Source organism: Caulobacter sp. UNC279MFTsu5.1 (genome assembly GCF_900114015.1).
Classification (GTDB): domain Bacteria; phylum Pseudomonadota; class Alphaproteobacteria; order Caulobacterales; family Caulobacteraceae; genus Caulobacter.
In genome coordinates this window covers 1-19,762 of record NZ_FORN01000021.1, presented here as the reverse complement: position 1 = coordinate 19,762, position 19,762 = coordinate 1, and the positions used below count along the sequence as shown (strand labels likewise).

Here is a 19,762-nt window from a genome sequence, read left to right as displayed (position 1 = left end):
GGGCATTGCTGCAACCCTGGATTTGGGGAGCGTTGCGAGCATGTCGTTGGCCTTGGCCACACTGTTGTACGAGTGGCGCCGGTACATGGCGGCCGTGGTCGCCCTGGCGTTCGCGGGCCTGCTGGTCCTGGCGCAGGTCGGCATGTTTACCGGCATAGGCAAGGGCTTCACCGCCACCATCGACCGATCCCCAGCGGACATCATGGTGCTGGGCCCCAAGGCCGAGAGCCTGATGAACGGCGGCAGCGGCCTGCCGCGCCGCGTCATGGCCCAGATGTACATGCATCCCGAGGTCACCGAGGTCGCCGATCTCGATGGCGGCAACGGGCTTTGGACCAACGTCCCCGCGCCGGGCAAGAAGCAGGTGCGCGAATGGATCCAGACCTCGGCGGTCGATCCGCGCTCGGACTCCGTGACTTGGCCCAAGGACTACAACGAAAACATTCGCATCGCCCTGCTCGAGCCCTACGCCGTGGCGATCGACCGGACGGGCATGGCCAAGCTGGGGATCAAGAAGGTCGGCGACACCGCCGCGATCAACGGCCAGACCGTCCATGTCCGCTATATCCTCGACGGCTATCCCAACATGATGCAGCCGACGATCGTCATTTCGCGCGACACCCTGCGCCTGCTGGGCCAGGCTTCGAACGGCAGCCGCGTGGGCCCGCTGATGATCCGCATCAAGCACCCCGAAATGGCCGAACGGGTGCGCGACCAACTCAACGCCAGCTCCGAAAAGAAATATCGCGCCTGGACCCGCCAGGAGCTGTCGGACGCCAATGACGGGGCGATGATGAAGGAGAGCTTCATCGGCATCATGCTGATCTCGTCGCTGATCCTGGGCCTGTTCATCGGCGTGGGCATCACCTCCCAGACCCTGCGCGGCGCGATCCTGGCCAACATCAAGGAGTTCGCCGCCCTGCGCGCCCTGGGCGTCTCGATGGGCTCGCTGCGCATGGTCGTCATCGAGCTGGGCTTCTGGACCGGCGTGGCCGGCCTGGCGGCCACGGCCGTGCTGGTGTTCGGCGTCACCCTGCTAGCCAAGTCCAATGGCGTGCCGATGAGTTTCCCGATTCCGATCGTCATCGGCGTGGCCGTGTTCCTGATCCTGATCTCCGTGCTCTCGGGGCTGATGGCCTTGGGCATCCTCAAGAAAAGCCAACCGGCGGACCTGCTGCGATGAGCGTCTCTTTTCCTGCAGGCAAGCGCGCTGTCGTCGCCAAAGGCCTGAACAAGCGCTTCAAGACCGGGCGCACCTACATCGAAGTGCTCAAGGACGTCGATTTCGACGCCCTGCACGGCGACGTGACCATGGTCATGGGTCCCTCGGGCTCAGGCAAATCGACCCTGGTGGCTTGCCTCTCGGGCCTGCTGCGGCCCGACGCCGGCAAGGTGGAGGCCTTAAGCGTCGACCTCTGGGGCGGTCCCGACGGGCGTCCCAAGGGCCTGAGCGCCGGCAAGCTGGACCGCTTCCGCCTCGATAACTGCGGCTTCATCTTCCAGGGCTTCAACCTGTTCCCGGCCCTCAGCGCGTTGCAGCAGGTGACCACGGTGCTGAAGTACCAGGGTCACAGCCCGGACAAGGCTCGCGCTATGGCCGTGACCGCGCTGGAAGAGGTGGGCCTGGGCAAGCGGATGAACCAGAAGCCGGCTGAGCTGTCAGGCGGGGAGAAGCAACGCGTCGCCATCGCCCGCGCCCTGGCCAAGCAGCCCAAGCTGCTGTTCGCCGACGAGCCGACCTCGGCCCTCGACGGCGAGAACGGCCAGGTCGTCACCAGGCTGCTGCACCGCGCCGCCAAGGAGCACGGGGCTGCGGTGATCTGCGTCACTCACGATCCGCGCCTGGAAACCTTCGCCGACCGCGTGATCCACATCGAAGACGGCCGCATTCTCGACGACCGTCGCGTTACCTCCGCCTCGACCACCGTGTCGAGCGATCGCCCCCTGATCGGAGCCTGAGTTCCATGCCCGCCCTGCTTCGCCGTCCCTCTTTCTGGGTCGTCATTCTGATCGTTCTCACCCTCGTCTCGGTCTTCTTCGTGATGAGCGGTCAGGCCAAGACCAAGAAGGCCAAGATGGCGGCGATCGCCGCCGCCGCGCCGGCCACGCCCTATCAGGCGGTGGCCGACGGCAAGGCCGACGTCGAGGGCGGGGTTATTCAGGTGGCCGCCCGCCGTCAGGGCATCATCCGCGAGGTGCTGGTCCAGGAAGGCGACGTCGTGACCAAGGGCCAGGTGCTGGCCAAGCAGGAGGACGACGACGCGCGCCTGGCCGCCGAGACCTCCGCCGCCAACCTGGCCCAGGCGCGTTCGCAGATCGCCGTCATCGAGGTCCAGCGCCGCAGCGCCGAGCGCGAACTGGCGCGCCTGCAGACCCTGACCACCTCCAACTTCGTCGCCGCCCAGAAGCTGGATCAGGCCCGCGACGCCGTGGCCAAGGCCGACGCCGATCTGGCCGCCCAACGCGCCGCCATCGGGGTCTATGCCGCCCAGCTGAACCAGGCCCGGTACAACCAGGAACTGACGATCATCCGCGCCCCGGCGAACGGCCGCATCGCTCGCCGGTACGCCAATCCTGGAGCCGGCGCCTCGTCGCTGAACGTCACCCCGATGTTCGACCTGGAGCCGCAGACGGCCCGCATCGTCCGCGCCGAGATCAGCGAGTCGGCCATCCCTTTCGTCACCCTCGGCCAGTCTGTCGAGATCATCCCCGAGGCCGACCAGACCAAGGTCTACACCGGCAAGGTCCTGCGTCGCGCCGCGGTGTTCGGGGCCCGCAAGCTGCAGTCGGACGACCCGTCCGAGCGCACCGACGCCCGGGTGGTCGAGGTGGTGATCAGCGCGGACGGCACGCCGTTCCTGATCGGTCAGCGGGTGCTGGTGAAGTTCATGAAACCCGGCGCCGTGGCCGGGGCCAAGCGCCCGGCCAATACGCAGCCGGATCCGGCCAAGAGCTAATACCGTGCGTCCTTCGAGGCCCGCTTCGCGGCCGCCTCAGGATAAGGAGTTCTGTTGCTGACTTCCTCATCCTGAGGTGCGAGGCGAAGCCGAGCCTCGAAGGAGGTACGGTCTCACCCTTGACGCCCCCCCTCCCGCGCCGCAAAAACGCGCCAAACCAAACAGGCGTTTGAGGGAGATACGAGCATGGCGGACGACATCCGGTTCGACGGTCAGGTCGCGATCGTCACGGGGGCCGGCGGAGGCCTGGGCCGGCAGCATGCGCTGGAGCTGGCGCGGCGCGGGGCCAGGGTGGTGGTCAACGACCTGGGCGGCAGCGTCGACGGCTCAGGCGGTTCGTCCGAGGCGGCCAGGGCCGTGGTGGCCGAGATCGAGGCCCTGGGCGGCCAGGCCATCGCCCACGGCGCCTCGGTGACCGACGACGCCGGCGTCGCCGACCTGGTCAAGACGACCATGGAGACGTGGGGCCGGATCGACATCCTGATCGCCAACGCCGGCATCCTGCGCGACCGCACCCTGAGCAAGATGGAGCTGGCCGATTTCGAGGCCGTCATCCAGGTCCACGTGCTGGGCACCTTCAAGCCGATCAAGGCCGTCTGGGACATCATGAAGGCCCAGAACTACGGCCGTATCGTCGTGACGACCTCGTCGTCGGGCATGTACGGCAACTTCGGCCAGTCCAACTACGGCGCGGCCAAGATGGCGGTGCTGGGCCTGATGAACACCCTCAAGCTCGAAGGCGCCAAGAACAACGTCAAGATCAACGCCATCAGCCCGGTGGCGGCCACCCGCATGACCGAAGGCCTGATGCCGCCGGAAGTGCTGGAGAAGCTGAAGCCGGAATATGTAACCCCGGGCGTCGTCTACCTGGTGTCGGACGACGCTCCGACCGGGGCGATCCTGACGGCCGGCGCCGGAGCCTTCGCCCTGTCGCGGATCTTCGAGACCGAGGGCGTCTATCTGGGCGAAGGCGGCCTCTCGGCCGAGGAAGTCCGCGACAACTGGGACGCGATCACCGCCGAGCCCGGCCAGAAGGCCTATTACAACGGCGGCGAACAGGGCGCGAAGTTCTTCCGCAAGCTGGCGGGCGGCTAGAACGTCCGGGAAACACCAAAATTGAATTGTGACGCGAACTGGGCTGGCGTAGATTTCCCTTACGTCAACTTGTTTGCGTCCTTTTCAGGCAACTTCGAGCATAACTGACGGAACATCGAAATACAGACTCGGCCCAAAGCTCGGTTTTCTTTGACGCTCTGCACAAAATTCACGGTTTCGCGAATAAATAGCAACGTTTTTTGACTGAATGCGTTAGAGCGACGGCAACCGGCGCCACCAAGGTCGCCGGAGCTTCCTCCCCAGAAGGTCGTCTCTCATGTCCCTTTCGCGTATCTCCCTCGCCGCGGGCGTGGCGCTCGCCACGCTGGTCGCCGCTTCGCAAGCCTCGGCCGCCGCCTTCTACCTGCAGGAACAATCGGTGCGCGGCGCCGGCCGCGCCTATTCGGGCGAAGTGGCCGACCGCGGCGCCGCCAGCCTGTGGTGGAACCCCGCCTCGATCGCCGGCCTCGACAAGAACGAGATCTATGGCGGCGTTCACCTGGTTCAGGTCGATTCCCAAGTCAACAACGCCGGCTCGACCCTGACCCGTCCGGTCATCCCGGGCGGCCTGACCACCCCGGTGGGCGGCGAGCCCTATGCCGGCGGCCCGATCAACAACGGCATCGTCCCCAACCTGGCCGGCGCCTTCCGCGTCAACGACAAGCTGGCCGTCGGCCTCTCCGTCGCCGCGCCCTACAACTTCACCACCGACTACAACAGCCGCAGCTGGACCCGCTACGACGCCCTGAAGTCGAACCTGAAGACCATCGACGTCAACGGCGTGGTCGCCTACCGCGTCAACGACATGCTCGACCTTGGCGTGGGCGTTTCGGCCCAGTACACCGACGCCGAACTGACCTCGGCCCTGCCGAACCTGTCGCCCCTGCTGCCCGACGGCTCGTCGTCGCTGAAGGGCGAAGGCAACTGGGACTACGGCTGGAACGTCGGCGCCCAATTCCACGCCACCCCGGCCCTGACGATCGGCGCGTCCTACCGTTCGCAGATCAAGCACGAACTGGACGGCAAGGTGCTGGTCACCGGCCTGCTTGGCCCGCTGACCGCCGCCAACGTCAACACCGACGGCCTGGCCAAGATCACCACCCCGTGGATGGCCCACCTGGGCGCCCGCTGGCAGGTGACCGACAAGGCCACCCTCAACGCCTCGGTCTCGCGCATCGGCTGGAGCGAGTTCGACAAGATCGTCGTCACCTATACGGGCGGCGGCAGCGTCAGCCAGCAGAACTACAAGGACACCACCACAGTGGCGGCCGGCGTCGACTATGACGTCAACCCGAAGCTGACCCTGCGGGCCGGCGTACAGTACGACCCGACCCCGACCCCGGATGTCGGCCGCACCGCCCGCGTGCCGGACGGCGACCGCATGCTGTACGCCATCGGCTCGACCTGGAAGGCCACCGACGCCATCCAGTGGGACGCGGCCCTGTCGTACATCAGCTTCGACGACACCAAGATCAACCGCACCGAGACGATCTACGCCGGCACCCCGGCGGCGACGACCCTGAACATGAAGGGCGACGTCGGCGGCTCGGCCGTGGTCCTGTCGACGGGCCTGCGCTGGAGCTTCTAGGCTTCGACGCGAGTTGAACGGGATGAGGCCGTCCGGGGAAACCCGGGCGGCTTTTTTCTTTGCTCCCCTGTGGGCGTCCCCGCCCTTCGCCTTAGCCCTTCATTCCATCCCAAAGCGCCCGGGCCGCCTCCGCGAACGCCTTGGCCGCCGCGCTGTCCGGCGCACGCAGCACCACCGGCGTTCCGGCGTCGCCGGCCTCGCGCACGGCGATCTCGATCGGAACCTGGGCCAGGACCGGCACGCCCAGGGCCTTGGCCTCCGCCACCCCGCCGCCGGCCCCGAAGATCGGGATCGGCGCGCCTGTCGCAGGATCGGCGAAGAAGGCCATGTTCTCGATCAGCCCCAGGATCGGGGTGGCGGTCTTGCCGAACATCGCCGCCGCGCGGCGAGCGTCGATCAGGGCGATCTCCTGCGGGGTGGTGACCAGCACCGCGCCGTCGATCCGCAGCTTCTGGACCAGGGTCAGCTGGATGTCGCCGGTGCCGGGCGGCAGGTCGACGACCAACACGTCCAGCGGCGCGGCCTCCGAGCCCCAGGCCACGTCGTGGATCATCTGGCGGACGGCCGACGAGGCCATCGGGCCGCGCCAGATCATCGCCTTGCCCTCGTCGACCAGGAAGCCGATCGACATCAGCCTGATCCCATGGGCCTGCAGCGGCTGCAGCTTGCCGTCCTCGAAGCTGGGCTCGCCGTCGACGCCCATCATGCGCGGGGCCGAGGGGCCGTAGACATCGGCGTCCAGCAGGCCGACCCGCAGGCCTTGGGCGGCGAAGGCGCAGGCCAGGTTGGTGGCCACGGTCGACTTGCCCACCCCGCCCTTGCCCGAGGCCACGGCGATCACGTGCTTCACGTGGGCCGGCTTTTCGGCCTCCGGCGGCGGGACCAGCCGGGCCTGGCCGTCTTCCGAGACCTTGGCGCCCTTGCGCACCCGCGTCGCGCCCTCGGCCGCCTGGGCGGTCAGCACCACCTGGGCGACGTCGACGCCGGGCAGGCCCGCCAGGACCTTTTCGGCCGCCTCGCGCACCGGAGCGTAGGTCGCCGCCTGGGAAGCCGGAACCTCCAGCATGAAGCCGGCGCGGCCGGCGCGCACGACCAGGCCCTGCACCAAGCCGGCCGCCACCAGCCCCTCGCCGGAGACCGGATCGACGACTAGGTCCAGCGCCGCGCGGGCGTCGTCGAGAGTGGCGGGGGAAGCTGCGGTCACGGGATTGTCTTGCCTTGTACTGCGGGGGCTTTCATATCCGCGTGCGGGGGTGGTTTTACAACCCGCCATTTGGCCCGCCATTCGCTGTGACCGGAAGACCAGACCGCCCATGCCCTGGAACGACAACGCCGGCCCCGGACCCTGGGGGTCCCCGCCGAACGACGACAAGAAGGACGCGGACCGGAACCGGGGCGAAGAGCCGCGCCCCGATGGTCCCGGCAGCCCCGGCGACGCACCGCCGCCCATCGACCTCAACGCCATGCTCGATCGGCTGTCCAATCGCATGCGCCAGACCTTCGGCGGGCCCCGCCGATCGCGCGCGGTCGGCGCCGCCGCCTTGGGCGTGATCGCGCTGTGGGCCATCTCCGGCTGCTATGTGGTCCAGCCCAAGGAACAGGCGGTGGTCACCACGTTCGGCGCCTACAGCCGCACCGCCCAGCCCGGCCTGCGCTACCACCTGCCCTGGCCGATCGAGCACGCCGAACTGGTGCCCGTCACCTCGATCCAGACCCTCGACATCGGCGGCACGGTCAGCCAGCCGCTGCCGGACGAGCGCCTGATGCTGACCGGCGACGAGAACATCGTCGACCTCAGCTTCACCGTGCAATGGAAGGTCTCGGACGCGGCCAAGTACGCCTTCAACGTTCGCGACCCCGACACCGTGATCAAGGACGTGGCCGAAAGCGCCATGCGCGAAGTGGTCGGCCGCACCGCCCTGACCCCGATCCTGACCACCGGCCGCGGTCAGGTGCAGGACCAGACCGAGCAGCTGATGCAGCGCATCCTCGACCGTTACGACGTCGGGGTCTCGATCCAGAGCGTCAACATCCAGGCCGCCACCACGCCGGGTCCGGTGCTGGAGGCCTATCGCGACGTGCAGCGCGCCGCCCAGAACGCCGAATCCGCCGCCAACAACGCCCGGGGCGAAGCCGCCCAGATCAGGCAGGCGGCCCTGGGCTATCGCGAGCAGGTGGTGCGCGAAGCCGCCGGCGACGCCGATCGCTTCAACCAGGTCTACGCCCAGTACAAGCTGGCCCCCGCCGTCACCCGCGAGCGCCTCTATATCGAGACCATGCAGCGGGTGCTGGAACGGTCCAACAAGGTGATCATCGACAACAAGGGCGCCACGGCCCCGGTGATCCTGCCCCCCGACGCATTCAGGCCCAAGGGTCCGTCGGTGTCCCCCTCCGTTTCCGGCAGCGAGGGAGTTGTCCGATGAACCGCCTCAACAACGGACCCGTCGTCGTCGCCGGCGTCGGCGCGCTGTTCCTGCTGATCCTGGCCAATTTCACCCTGTTCCAGGTGGACCAGCGGCAGCAGGCCCTGCTCGTCCGCCTGGGCGATCCCGTGGCGACGGTGACCACGCCGGGCCTGCACCTGAAGAGCCCGTTCGACACCGTCATCCGGTTCGACAAGCGCAACATCGAGATGATCAACGCCCAACCGGAGGAGGTCACCGCCGCCGACCAGGAGCGGCTGGTGGTCGACGCCTTCGTCCGCTACCGCATCACCGACCCGCGCCAGTTCTACCGCACCCTGGGCCAGGAGAGCGTCGCCACCGACCGCCTCGACCGCATCGTCAACGCCGCCTTGCGCGAGGAGATCGGCCGCTCGACCTCGGAAGAGGTGATCGCCGGCAAGCGCGCCCAGGTGATGACCGCCATCCGCGAACGCGTCGCCCGCCAGGTGGCCGCCTCCAACCTGGGCGTCCAGATCATCGACGTGCGCATCAAGCGCGCCGACCTGCCGCCCACCAACGAGCAGGCGGTGTTCGAGCGCATGCAGACCGCCCGCAAGCAGGAAGCCGCCGAGCTGCGTGCTATCGGCGAACAGAAGCGCCGCGAGATCGTCGCCACGGCCTACGAAGAGGCCGAAAAGATCCGCGGCGACGCCGACGCCCAGCGCGCCCAGCTGTTCGCCGAAAGCTTCGGCCGCGACCCGGGCTTCGCGGCCTTCTACCGGTCGATGTCGGCCTACGAGAAGGCGCTGGGCCAGGGCGACACCACCCTGGTGCTCTCGCCCGACAGCGCCTTCTTCAAGTACTTCGAGAAAGGTCCGGCGGGGTAGGCGTCAATCGCCTTGCGCCCTTCGAGGCCCGCTGCGGGGGCGCCTCAGGATGAGGAGCTTTGTTGCTGACTTCCTCATCCTGAGGTGCGAGCCGTAGGCGAGCCTCGAAGGACGCAGCGCTTGCGGACAGAAAGACCGCTAAGCCGCCGCCTTCAGCAGATCCATCACCACGTGCAGGCTCTCGGCGATGTGCACGCACTTCTCCGCGATCTCCTCGGTGGGATCCAGGATGTCGGGCACCATGATCGTCATCATCCCCGCCGCGTGGGCCGCGCGGACGCCGGGGTGGGAGTCCTCGAGGGCCAGGCACAGGGTCGGATGCACGTTCAGCCGGCGGGCGGCCTCCAGATAGGGATCCGGATGCGGCTTGTGACGCACGACGTCGGCGTTGGCGACCACCGCGTGGAAGCGTTTGACTAGGTCGAAGCGGCCCAGATAGCGGTCCACCGCCTGACGGCTGTTGGAGGTGGCGATGGCCCGCGGCACGCCCAGGGCGTCCAGATAGTCGAGGATCTCCATCACCCCGGTCTTCAGCCGCACCTCGGCCTCGAGAATCGCCTCGACGTCGCTCCAGGTACGGGCGAAGTAATCCTCGACCGGAAAGCTGGGCCCATAGAGCTCGCGCAGCATCACGCCGCATTCCGGATTGGTCTTGCCGACCATCGAGCGGTAGGTGGCGGCCGTGAAGTCGACCCCAAACGCCTGGCCCGCCTCGATCATCGCCGCCTGGTAGACCGTCTCGGTGTCCAGCAGCAGCCCGTCCATGTCGAACACCACCGCCTGGACGCCGCGCGGGAAGGTCACGAAACGAACTCCGCCTGGGTGTAGCCCTGGAAGTACAGCAAGGCGGTCAGGTCGGCGTGGTCGACTTTCGCATGCGCCTGGGCCGCGACGATCGGCTTGGCGCGGTAGGCGACGCCCAGCCCCGCGACCTCGATCATCGCCAGGTCGTTGGCGCCGTCGCCCACCGCCAGGGCGTCGGCCGGGGTCAGGCCCCGGGCCGCGGTCTCTTCCCGCAAGGCCGCCAGCTTGGCTTCCTTGCCCAGGATCGGTTCGCCGACCGTCCCGGTCAGCCGGCCGCCCTCCTCGATCAGGGTGTTGGCGCGGTTCAGGTGGAAGCCGGCGGCCTGGGCCACCCGCGCGGTGAAGAAGGTGAAGCCGCCCGACACCAGGGCGCAGCGGGCGCCGTGCTCGGCCATGGTCCGCACCAAGGTGCGCGCGCCCGGATTGAGCTTCACGCGGTCGTCGTAGCAGGCCTGCAGGGCGTCGACCGACAGGCCCTTGAGCATGCCCACCCGTTCGCGCAGCGCGCCCTCGAAGGCCAGTTCGCCGCGCATGGCGCGCTCCGTGATCTCCGAGACCTTGTCCTTGACCCCGGCGAAGTCGGCCAGCTCGTCCAGGCACTCCACATTGATGATCGTGGAGTCCATGTCGGCGATCAGCAGGCGCTTCCTGCGGTTCCAGTCTGACTGAACAGCGAAGTCGACGGGCCGGTCGCCGACCGCGGCCTTCACCGCCTGGTGCGTCTCCACTGGCGGCAGGTCGGCCAGCAGGTCCAGCGCCCCCTCGCCCAGCCGGGTTTCGGACGAAGGCGTCAGGACGGCGCGCACGGCGGCGGCGGCCTCCGCCAGGGCGGCGGGATCGGGCGAGACGAGGGTGATCGCGAGCATGAGGGGCGGCTATTGGAGGAAGCCGCCCGCGTCAACCTTCAAGCGTCGCGACGGGCCTCAGGATTGGGGCGCAGCCACCGACATGCAGCGGCTGAACACCGCCATGGCCTGGTCCTTGCCGCCGCCGCCCTGGTTGATCCTGGCCGACAGGGCCGCCACGCCCCGGCGATACAGCGCCGACGGCGCCGCGCCCTGGGCCACGCCCTCGGCATAGGCCTTGTCCAGCACCTGCCCGCCGCTAACGCCCAGCAGCTTGAACATCGGGACCATCGTCGCCCCAGCGCTGTTGCCCTTCGAGAAACTCGCCGCCAGTTGCGGATTGCGCTGCAGCACCTCGTCGATGGTCACCAGCATCACGCCGCAGCCCAGGCGCTCGTCCAGGCTGGGCGGCCCTTCGGCCTCGGGCGCCTTCTCGACCGGGGTCTGAGTCGGGACCTGGGTCGGCGTGGTGCGGTCACCCGAAGCCGCCAGGGCTGGAGACGCCGCCAGAACAAGAACGCCGGCCAGGATGGCGCCGAAGGTGGTTTTCATGGTTTGTCCCCGAAGACGCCAACCCCTCGAGACCAGAAAAAGGACTCGACCCGAGATTGCCTGATACAAAGATCGTCCTTATCGCCGGGCCGACGGCCAGCGGCAAGTCGGCGCTGGCCCTGAACCTGGCGCGCGAGACCGGCGGCGAGATCGTCAACGCCGACTCCATGCAGATCTATGCCGGCCTGCGGGTGCTGACGGCCGGGCCGTCCCCCGAGGACCTGGCCCAGGCGCCGCACCACCTGTTCGGCGTCGCCGACGCCGCCGACGGCTGGTCGGTCGGGCGCTGGTTGACGGCGGCGACGCAGATCCTGGCCGGCATCGCCGCCCGCGGCCGTCCCGCCATCGTGGTCGGCGGCACGGGCCTCTATTTCCGCGCCCTGACCCACGGCCTGGCCGACGTGCCGCCGGTGCCCGAGACCCAGCGCGAGATCTCGGCCCTGCTATACGCCGCCCAGGGCGAGCCGGAGTTCCGCGACATCCTGGCCGGGCTCGACCCTCAGGCCGAGGCCCGGATCGAGATCGGCGACCGCCAGCGCCTGGTCCGCGCCCACGCCGTGGCCGTGGCCACCGGCAAGTCGCTGACCGCCTGGCAGACCGACACCCGGCCCGCCCTCGAGGCGGGAACCTGGCGCGGCGTCGTGCTCGACCCGTCCCGCGCCGAGCTCTACGCCCGCTGCGACGCCCGCCTGGGCCTGATGGTCGAGCACGGGGCGCTGGACGAGGTGGCCGCGATGGAAGCGCGCGGCCTGGACCCGTCCCTGCCGGCGCTGAAAGCGGTCGGTTACCGCGAACTGGCCGCGCACCTGCGGGGCGAGACGGATCTGGACGCGGCGCTGGACGCCGCGCGCCAGGAGACGCGGCGATATGCCAAACGGCAGATGACCTGGTTCCGAAACCAGACGCCGGATTGGGAACGGGTCGCCGCACTTCCCCCCTACGGATCGCTTCGCGATCGTCTTCCCCCAGAGGGGGAAGAGCCTTAAGGCAAGCGCTCCGCCCCCTATGGGGGCGGACAGGCGGCGAAGCCGCCAGGTGGGGGCAAGTCCCCCGACACACAGGACTGACCTCATGACCGAACTCGCCCGCCTCGCCGCCGCCGTGGCCGCTCGCCTGACCGAACGGAGCGAGACGCTCGCCGTGGCCGAATCTTCGAGCGGCGGCCTGATTTCCGCGGCCCTGCTGGCCGTGCCGGGCGCGTCGAAGTTCTATGTCGGCGGGGCCGTGGTCTACACCGCCCGCGCCCGCCTGACCCTGCTGGACATCCCGCAGAAGGCCATGGACGGCCTGCGTTCGGCCAGCGAGCCCTACGCCGTGCTGCTGGCCCGAGTGGCCGGCAAGAACCTGAAGGCGACCTGGGGCCTGTCGGAAACCGGCGCGGCCGGGCCGGACGGCAACCGCTATGGCGACGCGGCGGGCCACAGCTGCGCCGCCGTGGTCGGGCCGGATAAGGAGGTCAGTCTTACCGTCGAGACGGGCCTGGACGACCGCGAGACCAACATGCGGCGCTTTGCCGAGCACGCCCTTGCCCTGTTGTTGGAAACCCTGAGCTGAATTTCGCCCCGGACGACGCCGTTGCCCCCGCGCAACGGGTCGTTTCTTGCGTCAAAGCGCGCCTTGACGCCCCTCGGCGAGCATGGCATTTCCCGAACATCCATTTGGAGCAACACTCGTGCGCAACACCATGATCGTACTTATGGAGCGGCCGTTCACGGCGTGACCTCGAAGTCACGCTGATAGATCGGTCGCGCGCACAAAGGTCCTTCGGGGCCTTTTTTCTTTTCCGCTTCCCCGCTGCCCCATTCCCCGCTGCCCAGTTTCCCAACCCCAGGGATCACCGCCATGACCGCCCACCAGACCATCGAGAGCTCGACCGCCGTCGACACCGCCTCCCGCGCCATGACCGGCGCCGAGATCGTGGTCCGCGGCCTGGTGGACCAGGGCGTCGAGGTGCTGTTCGGCTATCCGGGCGGCGCGGTCCTGCCGATCTACGACGCGCTGTTTCACGAGCCGCGCCTGCAGCACATCCTGGTCCGCCACGAGCAGGGCGCCACCCATGCCGCCGAAGGCTATGCGAGGAGTTCGGGCAAGCCGGGCGTCGTCCTGGTCACCTCGGGCCCCGGCGCGACCAACGCCATCACCGGCATCATGGACGCCCTGATGGACTCGATCCCGATGGTGGTCATCACCGGTCAGGTCCCGACCCACCTGATCGGCACGGACGCCTTCCAGGAAGCCGATACGGTCGGCATGACCCGTTCGTGCACTAAGCACAACTACCTGGTGAAGGATGTCCGCGACCTGCCGCAGATCATCCACGAGGCGTTCAAGATCGCCACCACCGGCCGCCCCGGCCCGGTGCTGATCGACATCCCCAAGGACGTCCAGTTCGCCAAGGGCGAATATTTCGGTCCGACCGAGGTCGCCTCGACCCACGCCTACAATCCGCGCATCAAGGGCGATCAAAACCGCATCGCCGAGGCCGCCCGGCTGATCGCCCAGGCCCGCCGGCCGATCTTCTACACCGGCGGCGGCGTGATCAACGCCGGCCCCAAGGCCAGTGAGGCCCTGCGCGAGTTCGCGGCCCTGACCGGCGCGCCGGTCACCTCGACCCTGATGGGCCTGGGCGCCTTCCCGGCGGCCGACCCGGCCTGGCTGGGCATGTTGGGCATGCACGGCACGTTCGAGGCCAACAACGCCATGCACGATTGCGACGTGATGATCTGCGTCGGGGCTCGCTTCGACGACCGCGTCACAGGGCGTCTCGACGCCTTCTCGCCGGGCAGCAAGAAGATCCACATCGACATCGACGCCTCGTCGATCAACAAGAACGTCCGCGTCGACCTGCCGATCGTCGGCGACGCCGGCAGCGTGCTCGAGGATCTGATCGCCGCCTGGAAGGCCGCCGGCCACCAGGCCAACAAGGCCGCCCTGACCGACTGGTGGGCCCAGATCGACCAGTGGCGCGCCCGCCAGTGCCTGGCCTATCGCCGCTCTGACACGGTCATCAAGCCGCAGTACGCCATCGAGCGGCTGTACGCCCTGACCCGCGACAAGGACGTCTACATCACCACCGAGGTCGGCCAGCACCAGATGTGGGCCGCCCAGTTCTTCCGCTTCGAGGAGCCCAACCATTGGATGACCTCCGGGGGCCTGGGCACCATGGGCTACGGCCTGCCCGCCGCCCTAGGCGTGCAGTTGGCCCATCCCAAGAGCCTGGTCGTCGACATCGCCGGCGAGGCCTCGATCCAGATGTGCATCCAGGAGCTGTCGACGGCGATCCAGTTCGACTTGCCGGTCAAGATCTTCATCCTGAACAACGAATGGATGGGCATGGTCCGCCAGTGGCAGCAGCTGCTGCACGGCGAGCGCTACAGCCACTCCTATTCCGACAGCCTGCCCGACTTCGTGAAGTTGGCCGAGGCCTATGGCGCCGTCGGCATCCGCTGTGACGATCCAGCCGAGCTGGACGGCAAGATCCTGGAGATGATCAACAGCGACAAGGTCGTGGTCTTCGACTGCCGCGTCGAGAAGCACGAGAACTGCCTGCCGATGATCCCCTCGGGCAAGGCCCACAACGAGATGATCATGGGCGACGTCGAGGACATCGGGAACGTCATCGGCGCGGCAGGCGCGGGGCTGGTCTAGCCTCTATTCCTTCCCTCCCCTTCATGGGGAGGGTGGCCCCGAAGGGGTCGGGTGGGGCTTGATGAGTCAAAGGGACGGAAACCCCACCCACCAGCTTCGCTGGTCCCCCCTCCCCACGAGGGGGAGGGAAACTTCAAACTTTAGGGGCTACAGTAACGCGATGACCGACCTCCAACCCGCCTCCGCCTACGACATGGCCCCCAACGAACAGGTCGAGCAGACCGCGACCTTCGCCCTGCTGGTCGACAACGAGCCGGGCGTGCTGCACCGGGTGGTCGGGCTGTTCGCCGCGCGCGGCTACAACATCGAGAGCCTCACCGTCGCCGAGACCGATCGCAAGGCCCACACCAGCCGGATCACCGTGGTCACCCGCGGCACCCGTCACGTGCTCGACCAGATCGAGGCCCAGCTGAACAAGGTGGTCAATGTCCGCCGCGTGCACGACGTGACCCGCGACCCCAACGGCGTCGAGCGCGAGCTGGCCCTGGTCAAGGTGCGCGGCCAGGGCGTCGACCGCGTCGAGGCCCTGCGCATCGCCGAGATCTTCCGCGCCAAGCCCGTGGACACCACCCTGGAGAGCTTCGTGTTCGAGATTTCGGGCGCGCCCTCGAAGATCGACAAGTTCCTAGACCTGATGCGGCCGCTGGGCCTGGTGGAACTGTCGCGCACCGGCGTGCTTTCCATCGAGAGGGGCGTTGAAGGGATGTAGCCATGACGGGCGCGATGCTTCTGGCCGGCCTCCTGACGGGGTTCGCCCTCGCCGGCCAGCAACCCGCCCCTCAAACCGTTCCCGCCCCGCCGCCCGACCCGGCGGTGTGGTGGGCCCCGGAAATCCCCAAGCCGCCGCCCGAGCAGGACCCGTTCCAGGGCCGCCGCCTGCGTCCGGGCGAGACCCTGGTGCCGATCGACAACGGCGTGGATCCCCTGCTCTACCGTCTCTGGGGCCTGCAGCCCCTGCAGAGTCAGCTGATCAAGCGCGGTGAGCTGGTGCTGGAGGTCTGGGCGCGGCCGGCGACCGGGGTGCGCCAGGCGGTGGTCCGGGTCACCGTGCGCCGCGACGGCCGCGCCTTCGTCCAGGCCCGGGCCGGCCTCGGCTGCTGCACGCCGGAGATCGGCCGCCGCGTCGATATCGACGCCGAGCTCGCCCCCCAGCAGATCCCGCCGCTGAAGGCCCTGGTCGGCGCGCCGATGTGGGGCCAGCCGCGCTCGGTGATCGTCGACTACGGCGGCGGCGCCGTGGAGCCCGTGTGCCTGGAGGGCGTCTCCTGGGATGTCACCCTGCTGGTCCCCGGCCAGGCCCGCCACCTGCGCCGGGCCTGCGATGACGCCGAGGTGGGCTCCATCGCCCCGGCCCTGGCGGCGGCCTTGTCGACGGCCTCTGGACGCGACGCCCGGTTCGACGCGATGTTCGCGCGCGGCGGCGACTTCTCGCGCCAGCAACGGGCCTACGACTCGCTGATCGCCTCTGGCGGCCGACTCAAGGCCGGAACCAACAGCCGTCCCCAGCCGCCCGCCGTGCCCGTTCCGCCCGAAGACGAACCGGAAACGCCCTCCAGCCCGCCGACCTAGCGCCTGACGCGCTCCCCGCGTAAACACCCTTTAAAATTGCAATTCCCGGATAACGCCGGTATCAACCTTGACCATGACTCCGGGAGGGAAACCATGGTCAAGATCGTCGCCCTGAAATCCATGCTGGCCGCGGCCGGCGTCGTCGTCGCCCTGGGCGCGGCCTGCGCCGTCCAGGCCCAGGCCGTGCCGCATACGCCGCAGATCAAGTACGACCCAATCGGGGAGGCGCCCGCGGTTCCCCCGGGGCTGCAGGTCGTCTGCGTCAAGGTTCCGGACGACGGCGCGCAGATGAGCAAGACCTGCCCCGTCATCTACTACGGCGCCTACAGGACCTGGATCTACAGCTTCGCCGACAACCGGACGTCCTTCGCCCTGGTCACCTACGACGCCGGCGGCAAGGTCGTGCAGAACATCACTCGCGACGGCGCCCGGTACGTCTTCGATGCGCTCAGCGACGACAAGGGCCAGAAGATCACCATCGTCGGCCAGGCCAAGAACCATGTCATGATCAACTGGTCCGACCTGCCGCATTGAGGGTCGGGACCTATCCGAAACCAACCCTAATGTTGTCATCCCGGTCGTGGCGAAGCGGAAGGCCGGGATCCAGGACCACCGCATTGCGCCGGCCCTGGATCCCGGACAGCCTCCGCGAGGCTTCCGGGATGACAACGATTTGGGCGACCTAGGCGCAGGCCGTTCAGGCTCGCCTCAGCCCACCTTCAGCACGTTGAAGCGATAGAGCAGCGCGCCCAGCACCGCGCCGATCGCCGGGGCGACGAAGAACAGCCACAGCTGCGCCACGGCCTGGCCGCCGACCAGGACGGCCGGACCGAAGCTGCGGGCCGGGTTGACCGATACGCCGGTCACCTGGATGCCGACGATGTGGATCACCGCCAGGGCGATGCCGATGCCCAGCCCCGCGAAGCCCGGTGCGGCGTCGGTGCCGGTCGAGCCCAGGATGACGATCACGAACAAGGCGGTCATCACCACCTCGAACACGAAGGCCGCCTCGATCCCGAAGCCGCCGCCATAGCCCGGTCCCCAGCCGTTCTGGCCCAGGCCGTGCGCCGTACCCCCGGCGATCAGCAGCAGCACCGCCGCCCCCGCCGTCGCGCCGACGAACTGGGCGACCCAGTACAGCAGCATCTCCTTGACGCTCATCCGCCCGGCCACGAAGGCCGCCAGGCTGACCGCCGGATTGACGTGGCAGCCCGAGACCGGACCGATGCCGTAGGCCATGGCCACGATCGCGAAGCCGAACGCCAAGGCTATGCCAAGTTGTCCGACATGGTCGCCCCCCAAAACGGCCGCACCGCAGCCGAACAAGACCAAAGCAAAGGTGCCGATGAACTCGGCAACAATTTTTGACATTTCGCGATCTCCCACTCCGCGCCCGCGCTTCACCTTGAAGACAAGCCCCGCGAGCTTGTCTCTATTTGGCGAGTCCTGGAATAGGGGAAATTCGCCAGGCGGTCGACCACAGGTGGCGAGCGCGTCAGGTGTCCAACAGCATGTCCGGCCGGCCCCTCAGGCGCGCCGCGTCGCGCAGGGGCGGCGCGCCGAACAGCCGGGCATATTCGCGGCTGAACTGCGAGGGGCTGTCATAGCCCACCGCATGGCCGGCCGAACCTGCGTCCAGCCGCTGGGCCAGGATCAGCTTGCGCGCCTCCTGCAGGCGGATCTGCTTCTGGTACTGCAAGGGGCTGAGCGCGGTGACCGCCTTGAAGTGGCGATGCAGGGCCGAGGGGCTCATCCGCGCCTCGGCCGCCAGTTCCTCGATGCTGAACGGCTGGTTGAAGTGCTGGGTGATCCAGCCGATGGCCCGCTTGACCTGGCGCATGCGGCCGTCGGCTCGGGCGACCTGGGCCAGGCGCGGCCCCTGGTCGCCCAGCAGCATGCGGTAGAGGATCTCGCGTTCGATCAGCGGGGCCAGGACGGCGGCGTCGCGCGGGGTGTCGACCAGCCGAACCATTCGCATCACCGCGTCCAGCAGGGGCGGGTTGACCCGGCTGACCGCCATGGCCCCGACCAGCGGCCCGGCGTCCTGGGCCAGGGCCGGCTCGCCGCCCAGCTGCAGCAGCAGATCGCCGATCACCGCCGGGTCGAGGGTCATGCGAAACGAGAGATACGGCTCTTCCGGCGAGGCTTCGATGACCTGGCCGATCACCGGCAGGTCGACCGAGGCGACCAGGTAGTTCAGCGGATCGTAGACCAGCACCGATCCGCCGCTGAGCACTTGCTTGCGACCCTGGGCCACCACGCAGACCGCCGCCCCGAACACGCCGTGCTTGGGTTCGGTAGGCTGGCTCGAGCGGTGCAGCGAGACCTTGTCGCAAACCTCGTGATCGCCATCGTGAGGCGCGTATCGTTCAATCAGAGCGGCGAGTTCGCCTTGCTCGACCATCGACATTTCCTTGTGTTGAAGGATGTTGTCCTACGCCCGGCGAAACGGCCCGTCACGCCTGTCACAGGTGATGTGCAGGATCGTGCAATCAAGGGGCAGCATCGGTCTATCGGGAACGGCGATCCGTGGGTCATGGTGGGAATGTCCCGCCCCGCCGCCGTCGCCGCCCCTTCCCGGGCCCGTCCTCTCCCGAGGTCCGGACCCGGGATCGAGCGACGCAGCGGCCGTCCGCCCCCGAGGATATCATGACCCGCTACACGCCCCGCCAGCCCCAGGCCGCGCCTCGGTGGTTCGTCGCCGCCTGGCTGACCGCCACCGCCCTCGTCACCGCCGCCTCCGCCGTGAATGGCGTCCATTGGGGAGCGGTCCATTGATCGGCCGCCGCGTGTCCGGCGTCTGGGCCAGCGCCAACCGGGCGGTGAGCCTGGAGCTGCGCCTCGACGGCCGGTTCGAGGAGCATCACGACGGCGAGCTGGTGTTCGCCGGCCATTACGAGCTGGTCGGCGACGACGTGCGCCTGTTCGAGGACGGCGGCGGCCAGCTGGCCGGCCGGCTGACCGAGGGCCGTCTCAGCCTGGCGCCGCCGCCCCGCGCCCAGCGCCGCCGCCATCCCGGACATGGCCCCGGACACGGACGGTCTTCCATCCGCGAGCCCCAGCCCCTATATTGAATCTGCTCGGGTTCGCCCGGACTATGGGGATAAACGCGCACGTAATAAGCGGACTGGACCCGGGTGCGATTCCCGGCGGCTCCACCAAAACCTCCCGAGTTATCACGGGAATCCATGGGGCCGATCAGCATCGACAGACGTGTAAAGGTGTATGCTTTCTCTCGGCGTGGCTCACCGTATCGGGCCGCTAAACTAACTGCGAACGATAACTTCGCTGAAGAGTTCGCCATCGCCGCGTAATGCGGTGCGGGTGATCTCGCCTCTTAAGTCCTAGGGGTTCAGATCCCTAGGCGGGGCCCGGAGGGAGCCTGCCAACAGAATCCCTCCACTTCCCACGACATCGCCGAGGCTCCCTCCTC

Annotated in this window: 22 protein-coding genes, 1 other RNA gene and 1 pseudogene; 17 read left to right on the top strand and 7 right to left on the bottom strand. The window is 68.4% G+C overall.

The genetic code is table 11. The features are described 5' to 3' along the window. The first annotated feature begins 40 nt into the window (after positions 1–40). From BM066_RS13355 to BM066_RS13345, 3 genes are read left to right on the top strand one after another with little or no spacing between them, the layout of a single operon-like run. Positions 41–1,183: an ABC transporter permease gene (locus BM066_RS13355; RefSeq protein WP_089928666.1), complete on the top strand. Its 1,143-nt coding sequence runs from the start codon at positions 41–43 to the stop codon at positions 1,181–1,183. After that, positions 1,180–1,959: an ABC transporter ATP-binding protein gene (locus BM066_RS13350; RefSeq protein WP_089928663.1), complete on the top strand. Its 780-nt coding sequence runs from the start codon at positions 1,180–1,182 to the stop codon at positions 1,957–1,959. The genes BM066_RS13355 and BM066_RS13350 overlap by 4 nt, the downstream gene beginning before the upstream one ends. Before the next feature lie 5 nt (positions 1,960–1,964). Then, positions 1,965–2,957, top strand: a complete 993-nt coding sequence (locus BM066_RS13345; protein ID WP_089928660.1) for an HlyD family secretion protein — start codon at positions 1,965–1,967, stop codon at positions 2,955–2,957. Here BM066_RS13345 and BM066_RS27020 read toward each other — a convergent pair. Continuing rightward, a pseudogene (locus BM066_RS27020) lies at positions 2,954–3,061 on the bottom strand (hypothetical protein); the annotation flags it as partial. The gene BM066_RS13345 and the pseudogene BM066_RS27020 overlap by 4 nt on opposite strands. Before the next feature lie 82 nt (positions 3,062–3,143). On the opposite strand from BM066_RS27020, the gene BM066_RS13340 reads away from it, so the two are divergent. Then, entirely contained in the window at positions 3,144–4,052 is a 909-nt protein-coding gene (locus BM066_RS13340; RefSeq protein ID WP_089928658.1) for an SDR family NAD(P)-dependent oxidoreductase, read from the top strand. A gap of 277 nt (positions 4,053–4,329) precedes the next feature. Further along, positions 4,330–5,640: an outer membrane protein transport protein gene (locus tag BM066_RS13335; protein WP_089928656.1), complete on the top strand. Its 1,311-nt coding sequence runs from the start codon at positions 4,330–4,332 to the stop codon at positions 5,638–5,640. Positions 5,641–5,731: 91 nt separating this feature from the next. Here BM066_RS13335 and BM066_RS13330 read toward each other — a convergent pair whose 3' ends face one another. After that, positions 5,732–6,844, bottom strand: a complete 1,113-nt coding sequence (locus BM066_RS13330; RefSeq protein ID WP_089928654.1) for an Mrp/NBP35 family ATP-binding protein — start codon at positions 6,842–6,844, stop codon at positions 5,732–5,734. A gap of 109 nt (positions 6,845–6,953) precedes the next feature. On the opposite strand from BM066_RS13330, the gene hflK reads away from it, so the two are divergent. Then, positions 6,954–8,063, top strand: a complete 1,110-nt coding sequence (gene hflK, locus BM066_RS13325; RefSeq protein ID WP_089928651.1) for an FtsH protease activity modulator HflK — start codon at positions 6,954–6,956, stop codon at positions 8,061–8,063. Continuing rightward, on the top strand, positions 8,060–8,911 hold the full coding sequence (hflC, locus tag BM066_RS13320) for a protease modulator HflC (RefSeq protein WP_089928648.1): 852 nt from the start codon (positions 8,060–8,062) through the stop codon (positions 8,909–8,911). Before hflK ends, hflC begins: the two co-directional genes overlap by 4 nt. Before the next feature lie 138 nt (positions 8,912–9,049). Here hflC and BM066_RS13310 read toward each other — a convergent pair whose 3' ends face one another. From BM066_RS13310 to BM066_RS13300, 3 genes are read right to left on the bottom strand one after another with little or no spacing between them, the layout of a single operon-like run. Further along, a complete protein-coding gene (locus tag BM066_RS13310; RefSeq protein ID WP_089928642.1) occupies positions 9,050–9,715 on the bottom strand; it encodes an HAD family hydrolase in 666 nt (221 codons plus the stop codon). After that, on the bottom strand, positions 9,712–10,581 hold the full coding sequence (gene serB, locus BM066_RS13305) for a phosphoserine phosphatase SerB (RefSeq protein ID WP_089928639.1): 870 nt from the start codon (positions 10,579–10,581) through the stop codon (positions 9,712–9,714). Before serB ends, BM066_RS13310 begins: the two co-directional genes overlap by 4 nt. Positions 10,582–10,638: 57 nt before the next feature. Continuing rightward, positions 10,639–11,112, bottom strand: a complete 474-nt coding sequence (locus tag BM066_RS13300) for a hypothetical protein (protein ID WP_018061603.1) — start codon at positions 11,110–11,112, stop codon at positions 10,639–10,641. 56 nt (positions 11,113–11,168) lie between these two features. Here BM066_RS13300 and miaA point away from each other — a divergent pair, with 56 nt between their 5' ends. The 7 genes from miaA (at position 11,169) to BM066_RS13270 (ending at position 16,863) form a co-directional block, all read left to right on the top strand. After that, on the top strand, positions 11,169–12,098 hold the full coding sequence (miaA, locus tag BM066_RS13295; protein WP_018061604.1) for a tRNA (adenosine(37)-N6)-dimethylallyltransferase MiaA: 930 nt from the start codon (positions 11,169–11,171) through the stop codon (positions 12,096–12,098). Positions 12,099–12,183: 85 nt separating this feature from the next. Beyond that, complete coding sequence (locus tag BM066_RS13290) at positions 12,184–12,666, top strand: CinA family protein (RefSeq protein WP_018061605.1); 483 nt, start codon at positions 12,184–12,186, stop codon at positions 12,664–12,666. Between the two features lie 118 nt (positions 12,667–12,784). Further along, the gene (locus tag BM066_RS27355; RefSeq protein ID WP_369744215.1) at positions 12,785–12,832 is read left to right on the top strand and encodes a hypothetical protein; all 48 of its coding nucleotides are present in this window, start codon (positions 12,785–12,787) and stop codon (positions 12,830–12,832) included. 122 nt (positions 12,833–12,954) lie between these two features. Further along, positions 12,955–14,760, top strand: coding sequence for an acetolactate synthase 3 large subunit (locus BM066_RS13285; protein WP_018061606.1), 1,806 nt, complete (start codon positions 12,955–12,957; stop codon positions 14,758–14,760). A gap of 160 nt (positions 14,761–14,920) precedes the next feature. Continuing rightward, positions 14,921–15,469 carry an acetolactate synthase small subunit gene (ilvN, locus tag BM066_RS13280; protein WP_028039908.1) on the top strand — a complete coding sequence of 183 codons (549 nt, stop codon included), beginning with the start codon at positions 14,921–14,923 and terminating at the stop codon, positions 15,467–15,469. A gap of 2 nt (positions 15,470–15,471) precedes the next feature. After that, a complete protein-coding gene (locus BM066_RS13275; RefSeq protein WP_018061601.1) occupies positions 15,472–16,329 on the top strand; it encodes a hypothetical protein in 858 nt (285 codons plus the stop codon). A gap of 93 nt (positions 16,330–16,422) precedes the next feature. Then, complete coding sequence (locus tag BM066_RS13270; RefSeq protein WP_018061600.1) at positions 16,423–16,863, top strand: hypothetical protein; 441 nt, start codon at positions 16,423–16,425, stop codon at positions 16,861–16,863. A gap of 174 nt (positions 16,864–17,037) precedes the next feature. Here BM066_RS13270 and BM066_RS13265 read toward each other — a convergent pair whose 3' ends face one another. Together BM066_RS13265 and BM066_RS13260 are read right to left on the bottom strand one after the other, a co-directional pair. After that, entirely contained in the window at positions 17,038–17,700 is a 663-nt protein-coding gene (locus BM066_RS13265; RefSeq protein WP_089928637.1) for an aquaporin, read from the bottom strand. Positions 17,701–17,824: 124 nt separating this feature from the next. Then, a complete protein-coding gene (locus tag BM066_RS13260) occupies positions 17,825–18,733 on the bottom strand; it encodes an AraC family transcriptional regulator (protein WP_026176496.1) in 909 nt (302 codons plus the stop codon). A gap of 245 nt (positions 18,734–18,978) precedes the next feature. Between BM066_RS13260 and BM066_RS27015 the strand changes: the two genes are divergently transcribed. From BM066_RS27015 to ssrA, 3 genes are all read left to right on the top strand, one after another. Continuing rightward, positions 18,979–19,107 (top strand): hypothetical protein, encoded by a 129-nt coding sequence (locus BM066_RS27015; protein ID WP_018061597.1) that lies wholly within the window; start codon positions 18,979–18,981, stop codon positions 19,105–19,107. After that, positions 19,104–19,403, top strand: coding sequence for an Atu4866 domain-containing protein (locus BM066_RS13255; RefSeq protein WP_018061596.1), 300 nt, complete (start codon positions 19,104–19,106; stop codon positions 19,401–19,403). Before BM066_RS27015 ends, BM066_RS13255 begins: the two co-directional genes overlap by 4 nt. Then, positions 19,369–19,733: a transfer-messenger RNA gene (ssrA, locus tag BM066_RS13250) on the top strand. The genes BM066_RS13255 and ssrA overlap by 35 nt, the downstream gene beginning before the upstream one ends. Positions 19,734–19,762: the final 29 nt, after the last annotated feature.

Bases quoted from the DNA above. Each gene is read 5' to 3' on its own strand.
- BM066_RS13355 (WP_089928666.1), top strand. From the start codon at position 41: ATGTCGTTGGCCTTGGCCACACTGTTGTACGAGTGGCGCCGGTACATG.
- BM066_RS13350 (WP_089928663.1), top strand. From the start codon at position 1,180: ATGAGCGTCTCTTTTCCTGCAGGCAAGCGCGCTGTCGTCGCCAAAGGC.
- BM066_RS13345 (WP_089928660.1), top strand. From the start codon at position 1,965: ATGCCCGCCCTGCTTCGCCGTCCCTCTTTCTGGGTCGTCATTCTGATC.
- BM066_RS13340 (WP_089928658.1), top strand. From the start codon at position 3,144: ATGGCGGACGACATCCGGTTCGACGGTCAGGTCGCGATCGTCACGGGG.
- BM066_RS13335 (WP_089928656.1), top strand. From the start codon at position 4,330: ATGTCCCTTTCGCGTATCTCCCTCGCCGCGGGCGTGGCGCTCGCCACG.
- hflK (WP_089928651.1), top strand. From the start codon at position 6,954: ATGCCCTGGAACGACAACGCCGGCCCCGGACCCTGGGGGTCCCCGCCG.
- hflC (WP_089928648.1), top strand. From the start codon at position 8,060: ATGAACCGCCTCAACAACGGACCCGTCGTCGTCGCCGGCGTCGGCGCG.
- serB (WP_089928639.1), bottom strand. From the start codon at position 10,581: ATGCTCGCGATCACCCTCGTCTCGCCCGATCCCGCCGCCCTGGCGGAG.
- BM066_RS13300 (WP_018061603.1), bottom strand. From the start codon at position 11,112: ATGAAAACCACCTTCGGCGCCATCCTGGCCGGCGTTCTTGTTCTGGCG.
- BM066_RS13290 (WP_018061605.1), top strand. From the start codon at position 12,184: ATGACCGAACTCGCCCGCCTCGCCGCCGCCGTGGCCGCTCGCCTGACC.
- BM066_RS13285 (WP_018061606.1), top strand. From the start codon at position 12,955: ATGACCGCCCACCAGACCATCGAGAGCTCGACCGCCGTCGACACCGCC.
- ilvN (WP_028039908.1), top strand. From the start codon at position 14,921: ATGACCGACCTCCAACCCGCCTCCGCCTACGACATGGCCCCCAACGAA.
- BM066_RS13275 (WP_018061601.1), top strand. From the start codon at position 15,472: ATGACGGGCGCGATGCTTCTGGCCGGCCTCCTGACGGGGTTCGCCCTC.
- BM066_RS13270 (WP_018061600.1), top strand. From the start codon at position 16,423: ATGGTCAAGATCGTCGCCCTGAAATCCATGCTGGCCGCGGCCGGCGTC.
- BM066_RS13265 (WP_089928637.1), bottom strand. From the start codon at position 17,700: ATGTCAAAAATTGTTGCCGAGTTCATCGGCACCTTTGCTTTGGTCTTG.
- BM066_RS13260 (WP_026176496.1), bottom strand. From the start codon at position 18,733: ATGGTCGAGCAAGGCGAACTCGCCGCTCTGATTGAACGATACGCGCCT.
- BM066_RS27015 (WP_018061597.1), top strand. From the start codon at position 18,979: ATGACCCGCTACACGCCCCGCCAGCCCCAGGCCGCGCCTCGGTGGTTC.